17 protein-coding genes and 1 pseudogene are annotated in these 17,934 nt (G+C 73.8%); 4 read left to right on the top strand and 14 right to left on the bottom strand.

Annotated features, from left to right (window positions below):
* Positions 1 to 4 precede the first annotated feature (4 nt).
* Complete coding sequence (locus AC2TDM_RS03720; RefSeq protein WP_090032098.1) at positions 5 to 511, bottom strand: MarR family winged helix-turn-helix transcriptional regulator; 507 nt, start codon at positions 509 to 511, stop codon at positions 5 to 7.
* Positions 512 to 739: 228 nt separating this feature from the next.
* On the opposite strand from AC2TDM_RS03720, the gene AC2TDM_RS03715 reads away from it, so the two are divergent.
* On the top strand, positions 740 to 1,306 hold the full coding sequence (locus AC2TDM_RS03715; RefSeq protein ID WP_090031793.1) for a YceI family protein: 567 nt from the start codon (positions 740 to 742) through the stop codon (positions 1,304 to 1,306).
* Between the two features lie 123 nt (positions 1,307 to 1,429).
* Here AC2TDM_RS03715 and AC2TDM_RS03710 read toward each other — a convergent pair whose 3' ends face one another.
* The gene (locus AC2TDM_RS03710) at positions 1,430 to 1,747 is read right to left on the bottom strand and encodes a glutaredoxin family protein (protein WP_484635864.1); all 318 of its coding nucleotides are present in this window, start codon (positions 1,745 to 1,747) and stop codon (positions 1,430 to 1,432) included.
* A 40-nt stretch (positions 1,748 to 1,787) separates the two neighbouring features.
* Between AC2TDM_RS03710 and AC2TDM_RS03705 the strand changes: the two genes are divergently transcribed.
* Complete coding sequence (locus AC2TDM_RS03705; protein ID WP_090031791.1) at positions 1,788 to 2,645, top strand: HAD family hydrolase; 858 nt, start codon at positions 1,788 to 1,790, stop codon at positions 2,643 to 2,645.
* Between the two features lie 34 nt (positions 2,646 to 2,679).
* Here AC2TDM_RS03705 and AC2TDM_RS03700 read toward each other — a convergent pair whose 3' ends face one another.
* The 9 genes and pseudogenes from AC2TDM_RS03700 to AC2TDM_RS03660 form a co-directional block, all read right to left on the bottom strand.
* Positions 2,680 to 3,993, bottom strand: coding sequence for a glycoside hydrolase family 27 protein (locus tag AC2TDM_RS03700; protein WP_484635863.1), 1,314 nt, complete (start codon positions 3,991 to 3,993; stop codon positions 2,680 to 2,682).
* An 85-nt stretch (positions 3,994 to 4,078) separates the two neighbouring features.
* Positions 4,079 to 5,587, bottom strand: coding sequence for an arabinosylfuranosidase ArfA (gene arfA, locus AC2TDM_RS03695; RefSeq protein ID WP_484635862.1), 1,509 nt, complete (start codon positions 5,585 to 5,587; stop codon positions 4,079 to 4,081).
* Positions 5,588 to 5,654: 67 nt separating this feature from the next.
* Positions 5,655 to 6,578: a carbohydrate ABC transporter permease gene (locus tag AC2TDM_RS03690; protein WP_484635861.1), complete on the bottom strand. Its 924-nt coding sequence runs from the start codon at positions 6,576 to 6,578 to the stop codon at positions 5,655 to 5,657.
* Positions 6,578 to 7,522, bottom strand: coding sequence for a carbohydrate ABC transporter permease (locus AC2TDM_RS03685; protein ID WP_484635860.1), 945 nt, complete (start codon positions 7,520 to 7,522; stop codon positions 6,578 to 6,580). The genes AC2TDM_RS03690 and AC2TDM_RS03685 overlap by 1 nt, the downstream gene beginning before the upstream one ends.
* A 134-nt stretch (positions 7,523 to 7,656) precedes the next feature.
* Positions 7,657 to 9,036, bottom strand: coding sequence for an ABC transporter substrate-binding protein (locus AC2TDM_RS03680; protein ID WP_239079057.1), 1,380 nt, complete (start codon positions 9,034 to 9,036; stop codon positions 7,657 to 7,659).
* 202 nt (positions 9,037 to 9,238) lie between these two features.
* Positions 9,239 to 10,246: a LacI family DNA-binding transcriptional regulator gene (locus AC2TDM_RS03675; RefSeq protein ID WP_484635859.1), complete on the bottom strand. Its 1,008-nt coding sequence runs from the start codon at positions 10,244 to 10,246 to the stop codon at positions 9,239 to 9,241.
* A 221-nt stretch (positions 10,247 to 10,467) separates the two neighbouring features.
* Entirely contained in the window at positions 10,468 to 10,566 is a 99-nt protein-coding gene (locus AC2TDM_RS03670) for a 30S ribosomal protein bS22 (protein WP_003792170.1), read from the bottom strand.
* A 143-nt stretch (positions 10,567 to 10,709) separates the two neighbouring features.
* A pseudogene (locus AC2TDM_RS03665) lies at positions 10,710 to 10,943 on the bottom strand (helix-turn-helix domain-containing protein); the annotation flags it as partial.
* Between the two features lie 275 nt (positions 10,944 to 11,218).
* Positions 11,219 to 12,427 carry an acetoin utilization protein AcuC gene (locus AC2TDM_RS03660; RefSeq protein ID WP_090031781.1) on the bottom strand — a complete coding sequence of 403 codons (1,209 nt, stop codon included), beginning with the start codon at positions 12,425 to 12,427 and terminating at the stop codon, positions 11,219 to 11,221.
* A gap of 128 nt (positions 12,428 to 12,555) precedes the next feature.
* On the opposite strand from AC2TDM_RS03660, the gene AC2TDM_RS03655 reads away from it, so the two are divergent.
* Together AC2TDM_RS03655 and AC2TDM_RS03650 are read left to right on the top strand one after the other, a co-directional pair.
* On the top strand, positions 12,556 to 13,932 hold the full coding sequence (locus AC2TDM_RS03655) for a TrkH family potassium uptake protein (RefSeq protein ID WP_484635858.1): 1,377 nt from the start codon (positions 12,556 to 12,558) through the stop codon (positions 13,930 to 13,932).
* Complete coding sequence (locus AC2TDM_RS03650) at positions 13,925 to 14,629, top strand: potassium channel family protein (RefSeq protein WP_484635857.1); 705 nt, start codon at positions 13,925 to 13,927, stop codon at positions 14,627 to 14,629. Before AC2TDM_RS03655 ends, AC2TDM_RS03650 begins: the two co-directional genes overlap by 8 nt.
* Before the next feature lie 68 nt (positions 14,630 to 14,697).
* Here the strand turns inward: AC2TDM_RS03650 and AC2TDM_RS03645 are convergent, their stop codons facing one another.
* The 3 genes from AC2TDM_RS03645 to AC2TDM_RS03635 all read right to left on the bottom strand — a co-directional run bounded on the left by AC2TDM_RS03645 (position 14,698) and on the right by AC2TDM_RS03635 (position 17,920).
* A complete protein-coding gene (locus tag AC2TDM_RS03645; RefSeq protein WP_484635856.1) occupies positions 14,698 to 15,240 on the bottom strand; it encodes a hypothetical protein in 543 nt (180 codons plus the stop codon).
* Positions 15,241 to 15,554: 314 nt separating this feature from the next.
* Positions 15,555 to 17,063 (bottom strand): L-arabinose isomerase, encoded by a 1,509-nt coding sequence (gene araA, locus AC2TDM_RS03640; protein ID WP_090031775.1) that lies wholly within the window; start codon positions 17,061 to 17,063, stop codon positions 15,555 to 15,557.
* Entirely contained in the window at positions 17,060 to 17,920 is an 861-nt protein-coding gene (locus AC2TDM_RS03635; RefSeq protein ID WP_090031774.1) for an L-ribulose-5-phosphate 4-epimerase, read from the bottom strand. The genes araA and AC2TDM_RS03635 overlap by 4 nt, the downstream gene beginning before the upstream one ends.
* Between the last annotated feature and the right edge of the window lie 14 nt (positions 17,921 to 17,934).

Raw genomic sequence — 17,934 nt, 5'->3', positions numbered from 1 at the left:
CGGCTCACTCCCCCGTCAGCACCGCCGACGGGCAGCCCACGCCGTCCAGCCCCGCGTTGACCGCCCGCATGGCGTCCCCGAGCGCGGTGAGCTGCTCCGGCGTCAGGACGTCGACGAGGTGCCGGCGCACCGAGCGCACGTGCCCCGGTGCCGCGGCGACGAGCCGCTGCCAGCCGGCCTCCGTCAGGACGGCCTCGACGCCGCGCGCGTCCGACGCGCAGGCCCGCCGCTCCACCATCCCCGCGTCCTCCATGCGCCGGACCGTGTGCGTGAGCCGGCTGCGCGAGTGCGCCAGGCCGGCGGCCAGCTCCGACATACGCAGCTGCCGCCCCGGGGCCTCCGACAGCCGCACGAGCAGCTCGTACTCGTGCAACGACAGCCCCGACTCCGCCTCGAGCTCGTGCCCGAGGGCGCCCATGAGGCGTGCGCTGGCGTCGCGGAACGCGCGCCAGTCGCCCTGCTGGCCCTCGGAGAGCCACTGGACGTCCGTCGCGGTGGTGGTGCTGGTCATGGCGCTGCTCCCGGTCCGGTCCTGCCTGCCGTCCCGCAGCACGTGCGCGACCCTCGTGGGGTGACGCGTGCTTGCGGGAACAAGATCACTGTAGTAGAACTTTAAACCAACAGCCGGTTGAGAGTTCAACGACCTGGTCCAGCACGGGGCCGGGCGAGGGGCGATCGACCAGCGGTCAGCACCGCCCACCCCCCGGCCACCTCGCCGGTCCCGCCCCAGGAGGACGCCATGAGCACCACGACCCCCACCGCCCTGCCCGCCGGCCTCGTCACCGGCACCTACGCCGTCGACCCGACGCACACGGAGGCCGGCTTCACCGTCCGTCACGCCGGCATCTCCAAGGTCCGCGGGAAGGTCGCCGTCACCGAGGGCACCGTCGTCGTGGGCGAGGACCTGTCCTCCTCGTCCGTCACGGTGACGCTCGACCCGGCGTCGGTCAGCACGGGTGACGCCAACCGCGATGGTCACCTCAAGTCCGCCGACTTCTTCGAGGTCGAGACCTACCCGACGTGGACCTTCACCTCCACGGCGGTCCGCCCCGCCGGTGGCGCCTACGTGATCGAGGGCGACCTGACGATCCACGGCGTCACGCAGCGCGTCGAGCTCGAGACGGAGTTCAACGGCGTCGCGACCGACCCGTTCGGCAACGCCCGCGCCGGCTTCGAGGCCAACGTCACCATCTCGCGCAAGGACTTCGGCCTGACCTGGAACGCGGCGCTGGAGGCCGGCGGCGTCCTCGTCTCGGACAAGGTCGTCATCACCATCGACGCGTCGGTCATCCAGCAGCAGGGCTGACCCGTCGGGCCGGCGGGCCGACGCCGCGCAGGCCTCACGACCACCACGGCCGGGTGCCGGGACCACGCGTCCCGGCACCCGGCCGTCGTCGTCGGCGCGGACGTCGACCGGTCCCGGGCGCCGTCAGGCCCGCGGCGGCACCAGCGCGCGCCGCAGCCGGTCCGCGTCGATCCGCCAGTACCCCTGCCGGACGCCGTCGACCTCGACGACGGGGACGAGCTCACCCAGCTCGGCGACGAGGTCGCGCCCGTCCGGCGCCGCCGCCGGGTCGTCGACGTCGACCTCCCGCCACCGCTCCCCCGTCGCCGCGCAGACCTCACGCACCACGTCCCGGGCCGCCGCGCACAGGTGGCAGCCGGCCCGCCCGTAGAGCACGACCCGAGGCACCCTGTCCTCGCGCCCGCCCTCGCGCCCGTCCACGCGCCCGTCCTGCCCGTCCACGCGCCCAGGGTAGGACGGGTGCCGTGACTAGAGTGGCCGCGTGCCCCAGGACGACGAGGTCGCCCCCGACCGGGGACCTCGCGCCGTCGCGGAGGTCGCCGCGGCGGTCGCCGAGCCGGTCCCGCCGGCCCGGGTCGGTGCCTTCTTCGACGTGGACAACACGATCATCCGCGGCGCCAGCGCCTTCCACCTCGCGGTGGGTCTGTACCGTCGCGGGTTCTTCCGCCAGCGCGACCTCTGGCGCTTCGGCTACCAGCAGGCCCGGTACCTCGCGTTCGGCGAGGACAAGGACCAGATCGACCAGCTGCGCCAGCGCGCGCTGTCGATCATGCGCGGGCACAGCGTCGCGGAGGTCGTCGCCATCGCGGAGGACGTGTACGACGAGGTGCTCTCCCTGCGCATCTACGAGGGCACGCAGCGCCTGCTCGACGAGCACCTCGCCGCCGGCCACCAGGTCTGGCTCGTCACCGCCACGCCCATCGAGATCGGGGCGCTCATCGCCCGGCGGCTCGGCGTGACCGGCGCCCTGGGGACCGTGGCCGAGCACGAGGACGGCTTCTACACCGGCCGGCTCGTCGGGGACCTGCTGCACGGGCAGGCCAAGGCCGAGGCCGTCCGCGCGCTGGCCGAGCGCGAGGGTCTGGACCTGGCGGCCTCCCACGCCTACGGCGACTCGGCCAACGACGAGGCCATCCTGCGGTCCGTCGGCAACCCCTGCGCCATCAACCCCGACGGCCGGCTGCGCCGCCACGCCGCCGAGGTCGGCTGGCCGGTGCGCGAGTTCCGCGGGCGCCGGCGCACCGCCCGGCGTCGCGGCACGCTGGTCGCCGCCGGCGCCGGCGCGGTGTGGGCCACCTCGCTGACCGTCCGGGCGGTGCGGCGGACCCTGCAGGGCTGACCCGGCCGACCCGGCTGAGCCGGCCCGCCCGGCGTCAGGCCGGGTCGAGGGCGAACCAGCGCACGCCGTGCGGCGGCACCTCGGCGACGAGCTCGTCGCCCAGGGGCACCGGCCCCGCGGGGTCCCAGAGGTCGGTGGCGCCCCAGGGGCGCCCGACGTCGGCGGTCCCCACCACCGAGGCGACGGCCACGGCGCACGTGCGCGCCGCCTCGCCGGTCCACACGAGCGCGGCGTACCGGCGCTCGCCCCCCGCGGCGCGCGCTCCCCACACGACGAGCTCGCCGGCGTCGGGCCCGGTGCCGAGCGGCTCGCGGACGAGCTCGGCGCCGTCCGTGCTGCCGCGCAGCACCTCCCCGATCGCGGGGGTGGCGAGCAGGTCCAGGGTGGCCGGGTCCGTGCTGGGCAGGTCGCCGCCGACCATGAGCGGCGAGCGTGCCATGGTCCAGACCGTCAGGAGCGTGCGCTGCTCGTGCGGGGTCAGCCGGCTGTCGCGGGGCTCGCCGCGCTCGGCCCGTAGCCCGATCCGGCCCAGCGGCAGCATGTCCGCGTCGGCCCAGCCGCCCGGCCGCTGGAAGGGCGCCCAGCGCGCCAGCCGCGCGAGCTGCGCGTGCACGTCCTCCCACCGGTCCCACAGGTCGTCGGAGATGCGCCACATGTGGGCGTTCGCCCGCAGGTGCTCCACGTGCCGCGTCGACACGTGCGTGCCGGGCGACAGCGACAGGACGATCGGGCGCCCGCTGCGCTCCACCGCCCGCGCGTAGGCCTCGATCTCGCGCGCGTGGTACGGCGCGAGCATGTCGTCGACCTTCAGCAGGTCCACGCCCCAGCCCGCGAGCTGGGCCACCTGGGCGTCGTACCAGGCCTGCGCCCCCGGGTGGTCGTGGTCGAGGCCGAGGTTGTCGGGGTTCCAGGGGCACATGTGGTCCGGGTCCGCGACGTCCCGCGCGGTCCACGACGTGCCGAGAACCGGCAGGTCGAGCTCGACCGCCCGCCGCGGGACACCCCGCATCACGTGCACGCCGAACCGCAGGCCGAGCGCGTGCACCGCGTCCGCGAGCGGCCCGAAGCCGCAGCCACCCGCCGCGGAGGGGAAGCGCCCCGGTGCCGGCAGCTGGCGGCCGTACGCGTCGAGCACCACGGGGGCGCCCTCGTTGTAGCCGTGCGCCCGCGCGGTCGGGTCGTACCAGGCGATGTCCACGACGACCGTGTCCCACCCGACCGGCAGCAGCCGCTCGGCCATGACCCGGGCGTTGGCGAGGACCTCGTCCTCCGTCACGGTCGTGCCGTAGCAGTCCCAGCTGTTCCAGCCCATGGGCGGCGTGGCCGCCACCCCGGTCGTGCCCGTCATCGGTCCCTCCCCCGGCGCCCCTCGTCGGACGCCCGCGGCCAGCCTAGGGGAAGCGCTGTCCACCGACGTCCGACGGGCGGGGGGCTCAGACCGCGAGCCGCAGGACCGACCAGGAGACCGGCGGCAGCGTGCCGCCGAGGCGCCCGTCGGCCACCGCGACCGAGGCGTTCGGGCGCGGGGCGACGCTGACGTCGTCGTCCGGGGTGGCGACCCACGTGTGGTCCGGGTTCGACAGCGTCGTGGCCTCGACGAGACGGAGTCCCGGCAGCGCGCGCAGGTCGACGTCGAGCCGGACGTCGCCGTCGGTGCTGCGGTTGACGACGAAGACCGTCAGGGCGCCGGCCGGCTCGTCCCAGGTGGCCACCGCGTCGAGCAGCGGGACGTCGCCGAAGCGCGCCGTCTCGTAGGTCGGGGCCTCGACCGCGACCTGGAGCACCTCGCCGACGGCGAGCTGCGACGCCTGGGCGAAGGGGTGGAACGTCGTCTGCCGCCACAGCCGTCCGCCGGGCTCGGTCATCATCGGCGCGATGACGTTCACGAGCTGGGCCAGCGACGCGGCGTGCACGCGGTCGGTGTTCCGGAGCAGGGAGATGAGGAGGTTCCCCACGACGACGGCGTCGGCCACGTTGTAGCGGTCCTCGAGCAGGACGGGCGCCACCGGCCAGTCGTGCCCCGTCGGCGGGCGGGACTCCGCGCGCTTCTGGTACCAGACGTTCCACTCGTCGAAGGAGATGTGGATCCGCTTGGCGAGCTTCTTGTGGGCGCGCACGCCGTCGGCGGCCGCCGCGACGGAGGACACGAAGTGGTCCATGTCGACGGCCGAGGCCAGGAACGACCCCAGGTCGCCGTCCTCCTCGGCGTAGTACGCGTGGGCGGAGATGTAGTCCACGTGCTCGTACGTCTCGTCCAGGACGATGCGCTCCCACTCGCCGAACGTCGGCATGGCGCTGGAGGAGGAGCCGCACGCGACGAGCTCGAGGCCGGGGTCGACCATGCGCATGGCACGGGCCGTCTCGGCCGCCAGCCGCCCGTACTCGTGCGCCGTCTTGTGGCCGATCTGCCACGGGCCGTCCATCTCGTTGCCGAGGCACCACATGCGCACGTCGTAGGGCTGGGGCGCCCCGTTCGCCCGGCGCAGGTCGGACCAGTACGTGCCCGAGCGGACGTTGCAGTACTCGAGCAGGTCGAGCGCCTCCTGCACCCCGCGGGTGCCGAGGTTGACGGCCATCATGGGCTCCGTGCCGGACAGGGCCGTCCAGCGCATGAACTCGTCGACGCCGACGAGGTTCGGCTCCGTGGAGTGCCAGGCCAGGTCGAGGCGGGACGGCCGCTGGTCGCGCGGGCCGATCCCGTCCTCCCACCGGTAGCCGGAGACGAAGTTGCCGCCCGGGTAGCGGACGCTGGAGATGCCGAGCTCCTTCGTCAGCTCGACGACGTCCCCCCGGAACCCGTCGGCGTCGGCCGTCGGGTGGCCGGGGTCGTGGATGCCGGAGTAGACGCAGCGCCCGAGGTGCTCGACGAACGAGCCGAACGTGCGCCGGCGGACGGGACCGACGCGGAACGCGGGGTCGACGGTCAGGGACGCGGACAGCATGGGGACTCCCGGGGGGACGGTGACGCGGACGGGTGGGGCGAGGGGCGGGCCGTACGGGCCCGGGCGGTCACTTGACCGAGCCGAGCGACAGGCCGCCCTGCCAGTACCGCTGCAGCGCCAGGAAGGCGACGATCAGCGGGAGGATCGAGACGAAGGCCCCGGTGGTGATGAGGTTCCAGACCTGCTCGCCGCCGGCGCCGGCGTTGGACAGCGCCTGCCAGCCGTTGAGCCCGACGGTCACGGGCAGCAGGTCGGGGTCCTGCAGCATCGCCAGCGGCAGGAAGAAGTTGTTCCACGTGCCCACGACGGTCAGCAGCAGCACGGTCACGATGGCCGGCCGCAGCAGGGGCAGCGCCACCTGGAAGAACACGCGCAGCTCGCCGGCGCCGTCGACGCGGGCGGCGTCGAGCATCTCGTCGGGCACCGCGTCCTGCGTGTACACGCGCATGAGGTAGACGCCCAGCGGGGACAGCAGCGACGGGAGGATGACCGCCCAGACCGTGTTGACGAGGTCGAACTTCGACAGCAGCACGAACGTGGGGATCACGAGCGCGGTGAGGGGCACCATGACCGAGCCGAGCAGCAGGGCGAAGGCGAACGTCCGCCCGCGGAAGCGGTACTTGGCGAAGCCGTAGCCCGCGAGGATCGACAGGACGGTCGCCCCGATGCCGCCGGCGAAGGCGTAGAGGAACGAGTTGCCCAGCCAGCGCCAGTAGATGCCCCCGTTGTGCGTGCCGAGCCCGCGCAGGTTGTCCACGAGGCTGAACTCGCTGTTGAACCACAGCGGACCGCCGTCGCCCACGAACAGCCCGGAGTTGGACTTGGTGGAGGCGACGAGCAGCCACCACAGCGGCAGCACGAAGTAGACGACGAGCAGCAGGAGGAACACGTGCGAGCCGATGCGGCGGCCGCCGCCCACCTCGCGGTCGGGGCGCAGCGCGCGAGGTGCCCGGCCGGTGCGGGCGGCGCGGTCGGCGAGGGTCGTGGCCATCACTTCAGTCCGCTCTGCTTGCGCGTGAGGTACAGGAACAGGTACGAGCCGATGAACACCACGACCCCGAGGGCGAAGGCGATCGTCGAGGCGTAGTTGAACTGGCTGTAGGAGAACGCCAGGGAGTAGGCGTACATGTTCGGCGTGTAGTCCACCGGGATGGCGCCCTGAGCGATGGACCGCAGCACCTGCGGCTCCGTGAAGAACTGCAGGGTCCCGATGAGCGAGAACACGACGACCATGACCATCGAGCTGGAGATCATGGGGACCTTGATGCGCAGCGCGATCTGCCGGCCCGTGGCCCCGTCGATGCGGGCGGCCTCGTAGATCGACGGGTCGACCGACCGCAGGGCCGCGTAGATGACGATCATGTAGTAGCCCGCCCACTGCCACGTGACGATGTTGACGAGGCTGCCGAACACCGTGCCGGGCGCCAGGAAGTTCGGCGCGTCCAGCCCGACGAGCCCGAAGAGGTCCGCGGCCGGCCCGAAGCGGGGGCTGTAGAGGAAGCCCCACATGAGCGCGCCGATGACGGCCGGCACGGCGTAGGGCACGAAGATCATGAGCCGGCTGAACTTCGACAGCCGGGTGGTGAGGGTGTCGAGCACGAGGGCCGCGACGAGCGCCACGAGGATCTGCACCGGCACCATGACCGCCGCGAACCCGGCGACGCGGAGCAGACCGCGCAGGAAGATCTCGTCGGAGAAGGCCTTGACGTAGGTCTCCAGGCCGACGAAGCGCTCCCCCGTCGCCAGCGTCTTCAGCCGCAGGCTCATCCAGAACGCGTAGCCCAGGGGGGCGATGAGGAACGTCGCGAAGACGATCGCGAACGGCCCGACGAACAGCCAGCCCCAGCGCTGACGCCGGCTGTCGATCTCCGTCCGGCGCCGACGCGTGGCCCGGACGGGCGCCGGACGGACCGGCGCGGCGGTGGTCGTGGTCATGCAGGTCCTCCAGGGGTGTCCCGGCCGGCGGGGCGGCGCGTCGTCGCGCCGCCGCCCCGCCGGTCCGGGCGGACGGGTCCGTCAGGGTGGGGCCGGGGCGCGGCCGGGACCGTGGTGGTCCCGGCCGCGCGGGCTCACTCGCTGACCGTGAAGCCCTGCTCCTTGCCGTAGGTGACGAGGGTCTCCTGCAGCGTGTCGAGCGCGTCGCCGGCGCTCGTGCCGTTCTCGACCATGTCGAACAGCACCGTCGTCTGCTGGTCGTAGGCGTAGTTCTGGAACGGGCTGAAGGTGAAGCCCTCGTAGCCGGCGGCGGCGTCGAGGAACACGTCCTTGTTGATCTGCTGCCCGCCGAAGAACGGGTACTCGAGGTCGCGGAAGTAGTCCGACTCGAGGATGGGCTTCCAGAGGGGGAACAGCGCGCCCTTCTCGATGCCGATCTTCCAGGCCTCCTCGGTCCCGAAGATCTCCTTGGCGACCGTGGCGGCGGCCTCGGGGATCTCGGACTGCGACGTCACCGCGAAGGTCGAGCCGCCCCAGTTGACCTGCACGGGGGAGGACGCGTCCCACTGCGGCAGCGGGGCCGCGCGCCAGACGGCGTCGGAGTCGGCGTCGGCCAGGCCGGACAGGTAGCCCGGGCCCCAGGCGGCCGCCAGGTAGGTGGCGTACGTGCCGTCGACGAGGTGGGTGTTGTAGTCGGTGGTGAACGCGTCCTCGGTGCCGACGACGCCGTCCTCGATGAGGCCGTCCCAGTACTCGAGCACCTTCTTGGCGCCCTCGTCGTTCGCCGTGATGCCGACCTCGGTCGGCTCCGCGTTGTCGTAGGTCCACGGCGCCGACCCGGCCTGGGCGAAGAGCGCCTGGTTGAAGGCGCGGCCGTTCGTCGGGAAGTCGGTGATGTAGCCCTCGAAGCCCGCGTCCTTCAGCGCCTGCGCCGCCGTGGCGAACTCGTCCCACGTCGTGGGCACGGCCACGCCGTACTGGTCGAAGATGTCCTGGCGGTAGAGCATGCCCATGGGACCGCCGTCGACCGGGATGCCGTAGACGGCGTCCCCGGAGGAGACGTCCTTCCAGGCACCGGCCGTGTAGTCGTCCTCCACCTCGTCCGCGCCGTACTGCGACAGGTCGACGAGGGCGTCGCGGATCGCGAAGCTCGAGATGACCTCGGACTCCAGCATGATGACGTCGGGCGCGCCGGAGCCCGCCTCGATCGCCGTCGAGAACTTGGTGTACTCGTCGTTGCCCTGGCCGGCGTTCGTCCAGCAGACCTGGACGTCGTCGTGCGTCTCGTTGAACAGGTCCACGACGTCCGCGAACGCCGGGTACCACGCCCACACCGTGACCTGCTGGGCGTCCGTCTTGGTGATGGTGTTCGTGCAGGACGCCTCCTCACCGCCGGCCGCGTCCGTGCTGCCGGCGCTGCCGCCGTCACCCCCGCTGCCGCAGGCGGCCAGCAGGCTCATCGCCAGGAGCGCCGGCACGGCGACCCGTCCCCTCGTGCGCCGAGTGGTGCGCATGCGAATCCTCCTCGATCCGTCCGTCCCGGTCGGCGGCTGCGCCGACGGGCTGCTCAAACGTCGTCCGGGCCGGTGGTCGCCGGCCGTCTCCAACGTTGTAGTACAACGATAGAGGAAACCGGGCAGAAGTCCACCACCCGAATGGCTGGGACCGTCAGCCGTGACCGGATCGTGACCCGGCCGCCACCGAGGACCCCCGCCCTCAGCCGGGGTGGGGCGCCGACGACTCGCGCTCGACGACCGTGAAGTCGGCGACGACGCGGCGGAACGGTCCCGCCGCGGGCCCGTGCTCGATGCGCTGCGCCAGCAGGTCGACCGCGGTGCGCGCGATCTGCTCGCGGCCGGGGGCGATGGTGGACAGCGTCGGCGCGACGTAGGCCGACTCGTCGATGTCGTCGAACCCGATGACGGCCACGTCCTCCGGCACCCGGATGCGCCGCTCGTGCAGGACGTGCAGGACGCCGAGGGCGAGGGCGTCGTTCATGGCGAAGACCCCGTCGACCTCGACGCCCTCGTCGAGCAGCCGCCGCATCGCGTCGGCCCCCGTCGCGCGGTGCCAGAGACCGGCCTCGGCGACGAGCGCGGGGTCCGGCTCGAGGCCCGCCGCGCGCACGGCCCGCTCCCAGCCCTGCAGCCGCAGCGCGGCGGACCCCACGACCTCGCCGGGGTGGGCCCCGACGGCGGCGACGCGACGACGGCCCCGCCCGAGCAGGTGCGCGGTGGCCGCCTCGGCCGCCTCGACGTTGGCCATCGTCACGTGGTCCGCCGAGGCGTCGAAGATGCGCTCCCCGAGCAGGACGACGGGGTGCGCGCCGAGCAGGGGCTCGAGGTCGTCGCGCAGGATGGCCAGCGGCGAGAACAGCAGGCCGTCCGTCATGGCGCGGCGGCTGCCGGCGAGCACCGCGAGCTCGCGCTCGCGCACGGCGCCCGTCTGCTCGATGAGGACGGTGAGGCCCACGCGCTCGGCGGCCTGGATCACCGAGTCGGCGAGCTCGGCGAAGTACGGCAGGCTCAGCTCGGGCACGGCGAGCCCGATCATCCCGGTCCGGCCCTGGCGGAGGTTCCGGGCCGTGAGGTTGACCTGGTAGCCGAGGGCCCCGATGGCGGTCTCCACGCGCTCGCGGGTCTCCGCGCGGATGTAGGGGTAGCCGTTGATGACGTTCGAGACGGTCTTGATGGACACGCCCGCCCGCTCGGCGACGTCGCTCATCGTCGCCCCGCCGGCTCGTCGTGCAGGCATCGCCACCCCCGTCCCCCGAGCGGCGCACGCGCGCCGCGCGCGACGGCACCGACGCGCACGGCGATGCTAGCGGGTCCGTTACATCGTTGTATGGACCCTCCCTGGCCCGTCGGACCGCGGCCTCGCCGCCACGGCGTCCGGCACCGGGAAGACGACGACGGGCCCGGCCGGAGGCCGGGCCCGTCGCAGGCTCACTTCTTGTTGCGGCGCTGGTGGCGCGTCTTGCGCAGCAGCTTGCGGTGCTTCTTCTTGGCCATCCGCTTGCGGCGCTTCTTGATGACGGAGCCCATGGAACCTCACTCGAGTCCGGGGGGCGGCCGCGGTGCGACGATCCGCCCAGCTTGTCTGGCGTGGTGGTCTCTCGACGCGGTGCTGTCGGCGGAACTGGCACGTGCCCACGCCCGGGAAAGTCCGAGGGGCGAGACTACCACCTCTAGGACGACAGGCGGCCCGCCGCGGTGCCGCCGTCGAGGCCCGCGTCGAGCCCGCCGTCGGCGCGCACCGACGTCGCCGGCGACGTGGCCAGGAACCGCTCGAGCGCGTCCTGGGGCACCCGGAACGAGCGCCCGACGCGGACGCCGGGCATGTCCCCGGCGTGCAGCAGGCGGTACACGGTCATCTTGGAGACGCGCATCGTCGCGGCGACCTCCTGGACGGTGAGGAAGCGGGTGCGGGGACCCGTCCCGGGAGCGGCCCCGTCGCCACCGAGGCCGGCGTCCGGCCCGGCGGTGCCCCTGTCGTCCATGGCGTCATCCTCGTCCCGGCCGGCGCTGCCGGCATCCCGCACACCCGCGGCCGGGGTACGGCGGACACAGTAGTGGGGCCGCGACCTCGGCGGGAAGGTGACGCGCCCCGCAGGCACCGCGCCCCCGGGCGCCTGCTGCCGGTCGGCGCACCGGACGGCGGACCGGTCGACGGACCGGTCGACGGACCGGTCGACGCTCAGTCCAGCTCGGGGTCGAGGCCCCAGGCGGGGAAGACCGCCGCCCGCGTGGCACGGACGGCCCGGTCGACGTCGTCGGCGGGGTCGTAGCCGCGCGACCACGGGACGGGGTCGGGGGTCGTCCCGTCGCCCATCCGCGCCGGGCCGGACCGCCCGAAGCGGTCCTCGACCATCGCCTGCCACGCCGCCGGCACCGGGGTGGCCGGGTCGACGGGCCGGTGCACCGCGACCCCGACGAGGTGCGCCCACACGCGCGGCACCGCGTCGATGACGGCGTACCCGCCGCCGCCCAGGGCCACCCACCGGCCGCCGCACAGGTCGTGGGCGAGGTCGTGGAGCCGCGTCGTGGCGGCGAGGAGACCCTCGACGCTCATGCGCAGGCTGGTCAGCGGGTCGAGGCGGTGCGCGTCGCAGCCGTGCTGGGTGACCAGCACCTGGGGGTCGAACTCGCGCAGGACGGCCGGCACGACGGCGTCGAACGCGCGCAGCCAGCCGGCGTCCCCCGTGCGCGAGGGCAGTGCGACGTTGACGGCCGTGCCGTCGGCGTGCGGGCCGCCGGTCTCGCGCGCGTGGCCCGTGCCGGGGAACAGCGCCTGGCCCGTCTCGTGGAGCGACACCGTGAGGACCCGCGGGTCGTCCCAGAACACCTCCTGGACGCCGTCACCGTGGTGGGCGTCGACGTCGACGTAGGCCACGCGTTCCGCGCCGAGCTCCAGCAACCGGCGGATGCCGACGGCCACGTCGTTGTACACGCAGAACCCCGACGCGCCGCCCGGCATGGCGTGGTGCAGGCCGCCCGTGACGTTGACGGCGTGGCTCGCCCGGCCCGTCCACACGGCCTCCGCCGACTCCACCGTCCCGGCCACGGCCCGCGCCGACGCCTCGTGCATCCCGGCGAACACCGGGGTGTCCTGGGTGCCGAGCCCGCGCAGGACGTCGGGGGTCCCGTCGGCGTCGGCGCGGTGGACCGCCGCGACGTAGGCCGCCTCGTGCACGGTCTCGAGCTGCGCGTCGCTGGCGCGGCCGGCCCCGACGAGCTCGACCCCGGGCCCGTCGAGCAGGCCCAGCTCGGCCGCGAGGCGGACCGTCAGCTCCAGCCGCTCCGACGTCATGGGGTGCCCGTGGCCGAAGTCGTAGCGGAGCATCTCCTCGGACCAGACGACCCGGACCGGCGGGCCGGGGTGCGCGTCGCCGCCGCCGTGCTGCATGGGCACACCGTGGCACCCGCGCACCGCCACCGTCCACCGGTCCCGCGCGCTCGCACGCGGGGGCCTGGCCGGTCGGGCAGGATGGCGCGGGGCGGCACGACCCGCGGACGACGAGGGCGGAGGAGCGGATGGCGGCGGGAGGCATCGCCCTGGCCCAGCGCGGGCGCGACCTCGTCGACCGCGCGGCGCGCCACTCCCCCGCGCGGCTGGCGATCGCGGTGTTCGCCGCCGTCATCGGCGTCGTGACGCTGGGGCTGTGGGGCCCGTGGGCGACGGTCAGCGGTGAGAGCCCGTCGTTCGTCGACGCGCTGTTCACCGCGACGTCCGCCACGACGGTGACCGGGCTCGTCGTCGTGCCGACGGGCGAGTACTGGTCCGGGATCGGGCTCGTGGTCATCCTCGTCGCCATCAAGGTCGGCGGGCTCGGGGTGATGACGCTGGCGTCCCTGCTCGGGGCGGCCGTGTCGCGGCGTATCGGGCTGACGCAGCGGCTGCTCGTCTCGTCGGAGACGAAGTTCACCCGGCTGGGCGAGGTCGGCTCGCTCGTGCGGACCGTCATCGTCACCTCGACGCTGCTCGAGGTGTCCATCGCGCTCGTGCTCTTCCCGCGGTTCGTCATCGACGGCGAGGGCGTGGGGCAGGCGGCGTGGCACGCGATCTTCTACGGCGTCTCCGCCTTCAACAACGCCGGGTTCGTGCCCACGGCCGAGGGGCTGGTGCCCTACGGCTCCGACTGGTGGGTCCTCATGCCCATCATCATCGGCGTCTTCATCGGCTCGCTGGGGTTCCCCGTCATCCTCGACGTCATGCGGCGGCTGCGCCGGCCGCGGCGCTGGACGCTGCACTCGAAGCTGACGATCACGACGAGCGCCGTGCTCGTGGTGTTCGGCGCGGTCGTCGTCGCCGCCTTCGAGTGGACCAACCCCGACACCTTCGCGCCGCTGGACGCCGACGGCACCTTCCTCGCCTCGCTCTTCGCGGGCGTCATGCCGCGATCGGGCGGGTTCTCGACGGTCGACGTCGGGGCCATGCACGAGGGCACCTGGCTGCTCATGGACGCCCTCATGTTCGTCGGCGGCGGGTCCGCCTCGACCGCCGGCGGCATCAAGGTCACGACGCTGGCCGTCATGCTCCTGGCCATCGTCGCCGAGGCGCGCGGGGACCGGGACGTCGAGGCCTACGGCCGCCGCATCCCCCGCGAGGCGCTGCAGGTCGCGATCGCCGTCTCGCTCGTGTCGGCGACGATCGTGCTGGTCGCCTCGCTGCTGCTGCTCGCCATGACGGGGTTCACCCTCGACATCGTGCTGTTCGAGGTGATCAGCGCGTTCGCCACGTGCGGACTGTCGACGCAGGAGCCCGGCGGCTGGCCGGACCCCGCGAAGTACGTGCTCACGGCGCTCATGTTCGTCGGCCGGACGGGCACGATGACCCTCGCGGCCGCCCTCGCCCTGCGCAGCCGCCGCCGCGTGATCCGCTACCCCGAGGAGAGGCCGATCATTGGTTGACACCGACCCGCTGAAGCCGCGCACCACGCGACGCGCGCCCGACTCCTCGAAGGACGCCGGCGTCCTCGTCATCGGGCTCGGGCGCTTCGGCTCGGCGATCGCCGACACGCTGGAGCGCCTGGGCCGCGACGTGCTCGGCGTCGAGCGGCAGCCGGAGCTCATCGCGCAGTGGGCGGGTCGCATCCCCCTGGTCGAGGCCGACGCGACCAACCCCGAGGCGCTCGAGCAGCTCGGCGCGCGGGACTTCCCGACGGCCGTCGTCGGCGTCGGCTCCTACCTGGAGGCGAGCGTGCTCATCACGGGCAACCTCGTCGACATCGGGGTGCCGCAGATCTGGGCGAAGGCGATCAGCGCCGAGCACGCGCGCATCCTGCAGCGCATCGGGGCGCACCACGTGGTGCTGCCCGAGGCCGACGCCGGCGCGCGCGTCGCGCACCTGGTCTCCGGGCGCATGCTCGACTACATCGAGGTGGAGGACGGCTTCACGATCGTCAAGATGCGTCCCCCGCAGGAGACGCAGGGCTTCACCATCGCGCAGTCGAAGATCCGCGAGCGCTACGGCGTGACCGTCATCGGTGTGAAGAGCCCGGGCATCGACTTCGTGTACGCGACGCCCGAGACGCGGATCTCCGCGAACGACCTGCTCATCGTCTCCGGCAACGCCGACCTGCTGGAGCGGTTCGCGGCCCGGCCCTGATGCCGGCGACCCGTGCCGACCCGCGACGGCCCGCGACGGCCCGCGACGCGGGGAGGGCGGGCGCCGGCTCAGGCCTGGGTCCGGAACGCCTGCACCGGCCCGTACGCCATGCCGCTGCGCGAGCTCGCGACGACGCGGAAGCTGTAGACGGTGTCGGGCAGCAAGCCGCTGAGCCGCACGCCCTGGCTCCCGGCCTCCGCGCTGCCCGGCACGGCCACCCCGCCGACGCGCGCGGACGCCCCGTCGCGACCCCACTCCACCCACGCGCGGGTGTCCATGCCGTGGGTCGTCACGTGCACCCCGACCGTGGCGGCCGTCCGGCCCACGCTGACGGAGCCGCTCACGTCGATGCCGGGTCGGCGCCGCACCGCCGCGTAGGCGGCGGCCGCCGCCTGCACGGCGACCTCGACCGCGTCCGGCGCGGTCTCGTCGTGCACGTCCTGCGCCGTGGCCGCGGCGGCGGCCGGCGACGAGACCGCGACGGGAGTGCCCGCCACAGCGGACCCCGTCGCGGCGACCGCGTCCGGCGTCGGCTCCGCCCACGTCCCGGCCGTCGTCGACGGGGCGACCGACGACGCGTCGGTCGCCCGCACCTCTCCGATCCTGTCCATGTCACCGTCCCTGCGTCCTGCGCGCTCCGCCGGCGCGTCCGTGCGCCGGGTCCCCGTCGCCGTCCGCCGGTGGTGCCGGGCAGGGGTGGGGGCAGCATCGAGGATGCCGGACCGGCGGCACGCGGACGGGTCCGGGGAGCCGGGATAGCCCGTGCGGACCGCCCGGGTCCTCCCCGCGGGCGATGCCCGGGTGGGCCCGGTCACGCCCGGACGGACGACGCCGCCCGCCCGGGCAGGGGCGGACGGCGTCGGGGCGGACCGGTGCGGCGGTCCGCCGGGGGCGTGGCGGCGGTCCGGGACCGCCGCCGTCCCCGTCAGAGGGGCTGGGCGATCCGGTGGTAGACCGAGTTCCAGCGCACCGCGTCGCGGAAGCCGCGGCGGGTCGTCGCCTCGTCGATGACGAGGAGCTCGACGCCGGAGATGTCCGCGAACATCTCCCACGCCTCGATGCCCACGGCCGTCGTCATGGCGGTGTGGTGCGCGCCGCCGGCGGTCAGCCAGCACTCGGCGCTCGTCGGGAAGTCCGGGCGGGGCTTCCACACCGCACGGGCCACGGGCAGGTGCGGCAGCTCGGCCGTCGGCGGGACGACGTCGACGACGTTGGCCGTGAGGCGGAAGCGGTCGCGCATGTCGGACAGCGCGACGACGACGCCGGGGCCGGCGTCCGCGTCGAACACCATGCGGACCGGGTCCTCCTTGCCGCCGATGCCGAGCGGGTGGATCTCGACGCGCGGCTTCGCGGTGGTCAGCGTGGGGCACACCTCGAGCATGTGCGCGCCGAGGATGAGCTCCTGCCCCGGCGTGAGGTCGTACGTGTAGTCCTCCATGAGGGACGCGCCGCCGGGCAGGCCCTCGCCCATGACCTTCGCGGCCCGGACCAGCACCGCCGTCTTCCAGTCGCCCTCGGCGCCGAAGCCGTAGCCCTTGGCCATGAGCCGCTGGACGGCCAGGCCGGGGAGCTGGCGCAGGTCGCCGAGGTCCTCGAACGTCGTCGTGAAGGCCTTCGCCCCGACGGAGGTGAGGAAGCCCTCGAGCGCGAGCTCCTGCCGCGCCGCGTAGCGCAGCGACTCGTGCCGCTCGCCGCCCGCCCGCAGCTCGGGCACGACGTCGTAGAGCTCCTCGTACTCCGCGACGAGGGCGTCGACCGCCGCGTCGTCCACGGCCTCGACGGCCGCCACGAGCTCGTTCACGCCCCAGGTGTTGACCTGCACGCCGAAGCGGATCTCCGCCTCCGTCTTGTCGCCCTCGGTCACCGCGACGTAGCGCATGTTGTCGCCGAACCGGGCCAGCCGCAGGGAGCGCGTCGCCGCGACGCCGGCCGCCGCGCGCACCCAGGTGCCGACGCGCTGCTGGACCGCAGGGTTCGACGCGTGCCCGACGACGGTCGTCCGCGAGACGCCGAGGCGGGACAGGATGTAGCCGTACTCCCGGTCGCCGTGGGCGGCCTGGTTCAGGTTCATGAAGTCGAAGTCGATGGTGTCCCACGGCAGCTCGACGTTGGCCTGCGTGTGCAGGTGCAGCAGCGGCTTGCGCAGGGCGTCCATGCCCGTGATCCACATCTTCGCCGGGGAGAAGGTGTGCATCCAGGTGATGACGCCGAGGACGGCGTCGTCGGCGTTGGCCTCCAGCACCGCGCGGCGGATGGAGTCGCTGTCCTTGAGGACCGGCTTCCACACGATGCGCGCGGGGACGGCGCCGGCCTCGTCGAGCAGGCGGGCCACCTCGCCCGACTGCTCGGCGACCTGGCGGAGGGTCTCCTCGCCGTAGAGGTCCTGGCTGCCGGTGAGGAACCAGATCTCCCGGTCGGCGTAGGCCTTGCTCATCGTGCGTCCTCCGTGGTGTCGGTGCTGCTGGTGCTGCTGCTGGTGCTGCTGCTGGGGGTGACGTCGTCGGCCACGACCGTCAGCGGCGCGCGGACCGCGCCGCCCTGGCCGTAGACGTACTGGTAGCGCTCGTACAGGGAGTCGACCTGCTCGGCCGGGATGCGCGTCGGCTCGCCGAGCTGGCGCGAGATGTGCACCGTGCGGGCCACCTCCTCGACCATGACCGCCGCCTTGACGGCGTCCTTCGCGTCGCGTCCGATGGTGAACGGCCCGTGGTTGCGCATGAGCACCGCCCGTGAGCGGCCGCCGCCGAGCGTGGCGACGATGCCCTGGCCGATGGAGTCGTCGCCGATGAGGGCGAAGGGGCCGACGGGGATGTCGCCGCCGAACTCGTCGGCCATCATCGTCAGCACGCACGGGATGGGCTCCGCACGCGCGGCCCACGCCGTGGCGTAGGTGGAGTGCGTGTGCACGACGCCTCCGACCTCGGGCATGTGGGCGTAGGTGTACGCGTGCGCGGCGGTGTCCGACGAGGGGCTGCGGTCACCCTCGACGAGCGCGCCGGTGAGGTCGCAGACGACCATGGCCTCCGGCGTCAGCTCGTCGTAGGTCACGCCCGAGGGCTTGATCACCAGCAGGTCGCCCGACGCGTGCCGGATGCGCTGGCTGACGTTGCCGGCGGTCCAGACGACGAGCTCCCACCGGGGCAGCTCGGCGTGCAGGCGGGCGACGACCTCGCGGACGCGGGTCACCTCCGCGCGGAAGGCCTCGTCCCAGGTGGCGGGGTCGGTGCTGACGACGCCTGTCGTCGCGGTCGTGCTCTCCGTGGTGCTCACGGCGGTGGTCACGTCGGTCATCCTCGTCTCGTCGG

The organism is Cellulomonas sp. plas2, from assembly GCF_057221735.1.
This window is presented reverse-complemented; position numbering and strand designations above follow the sequence as displayed.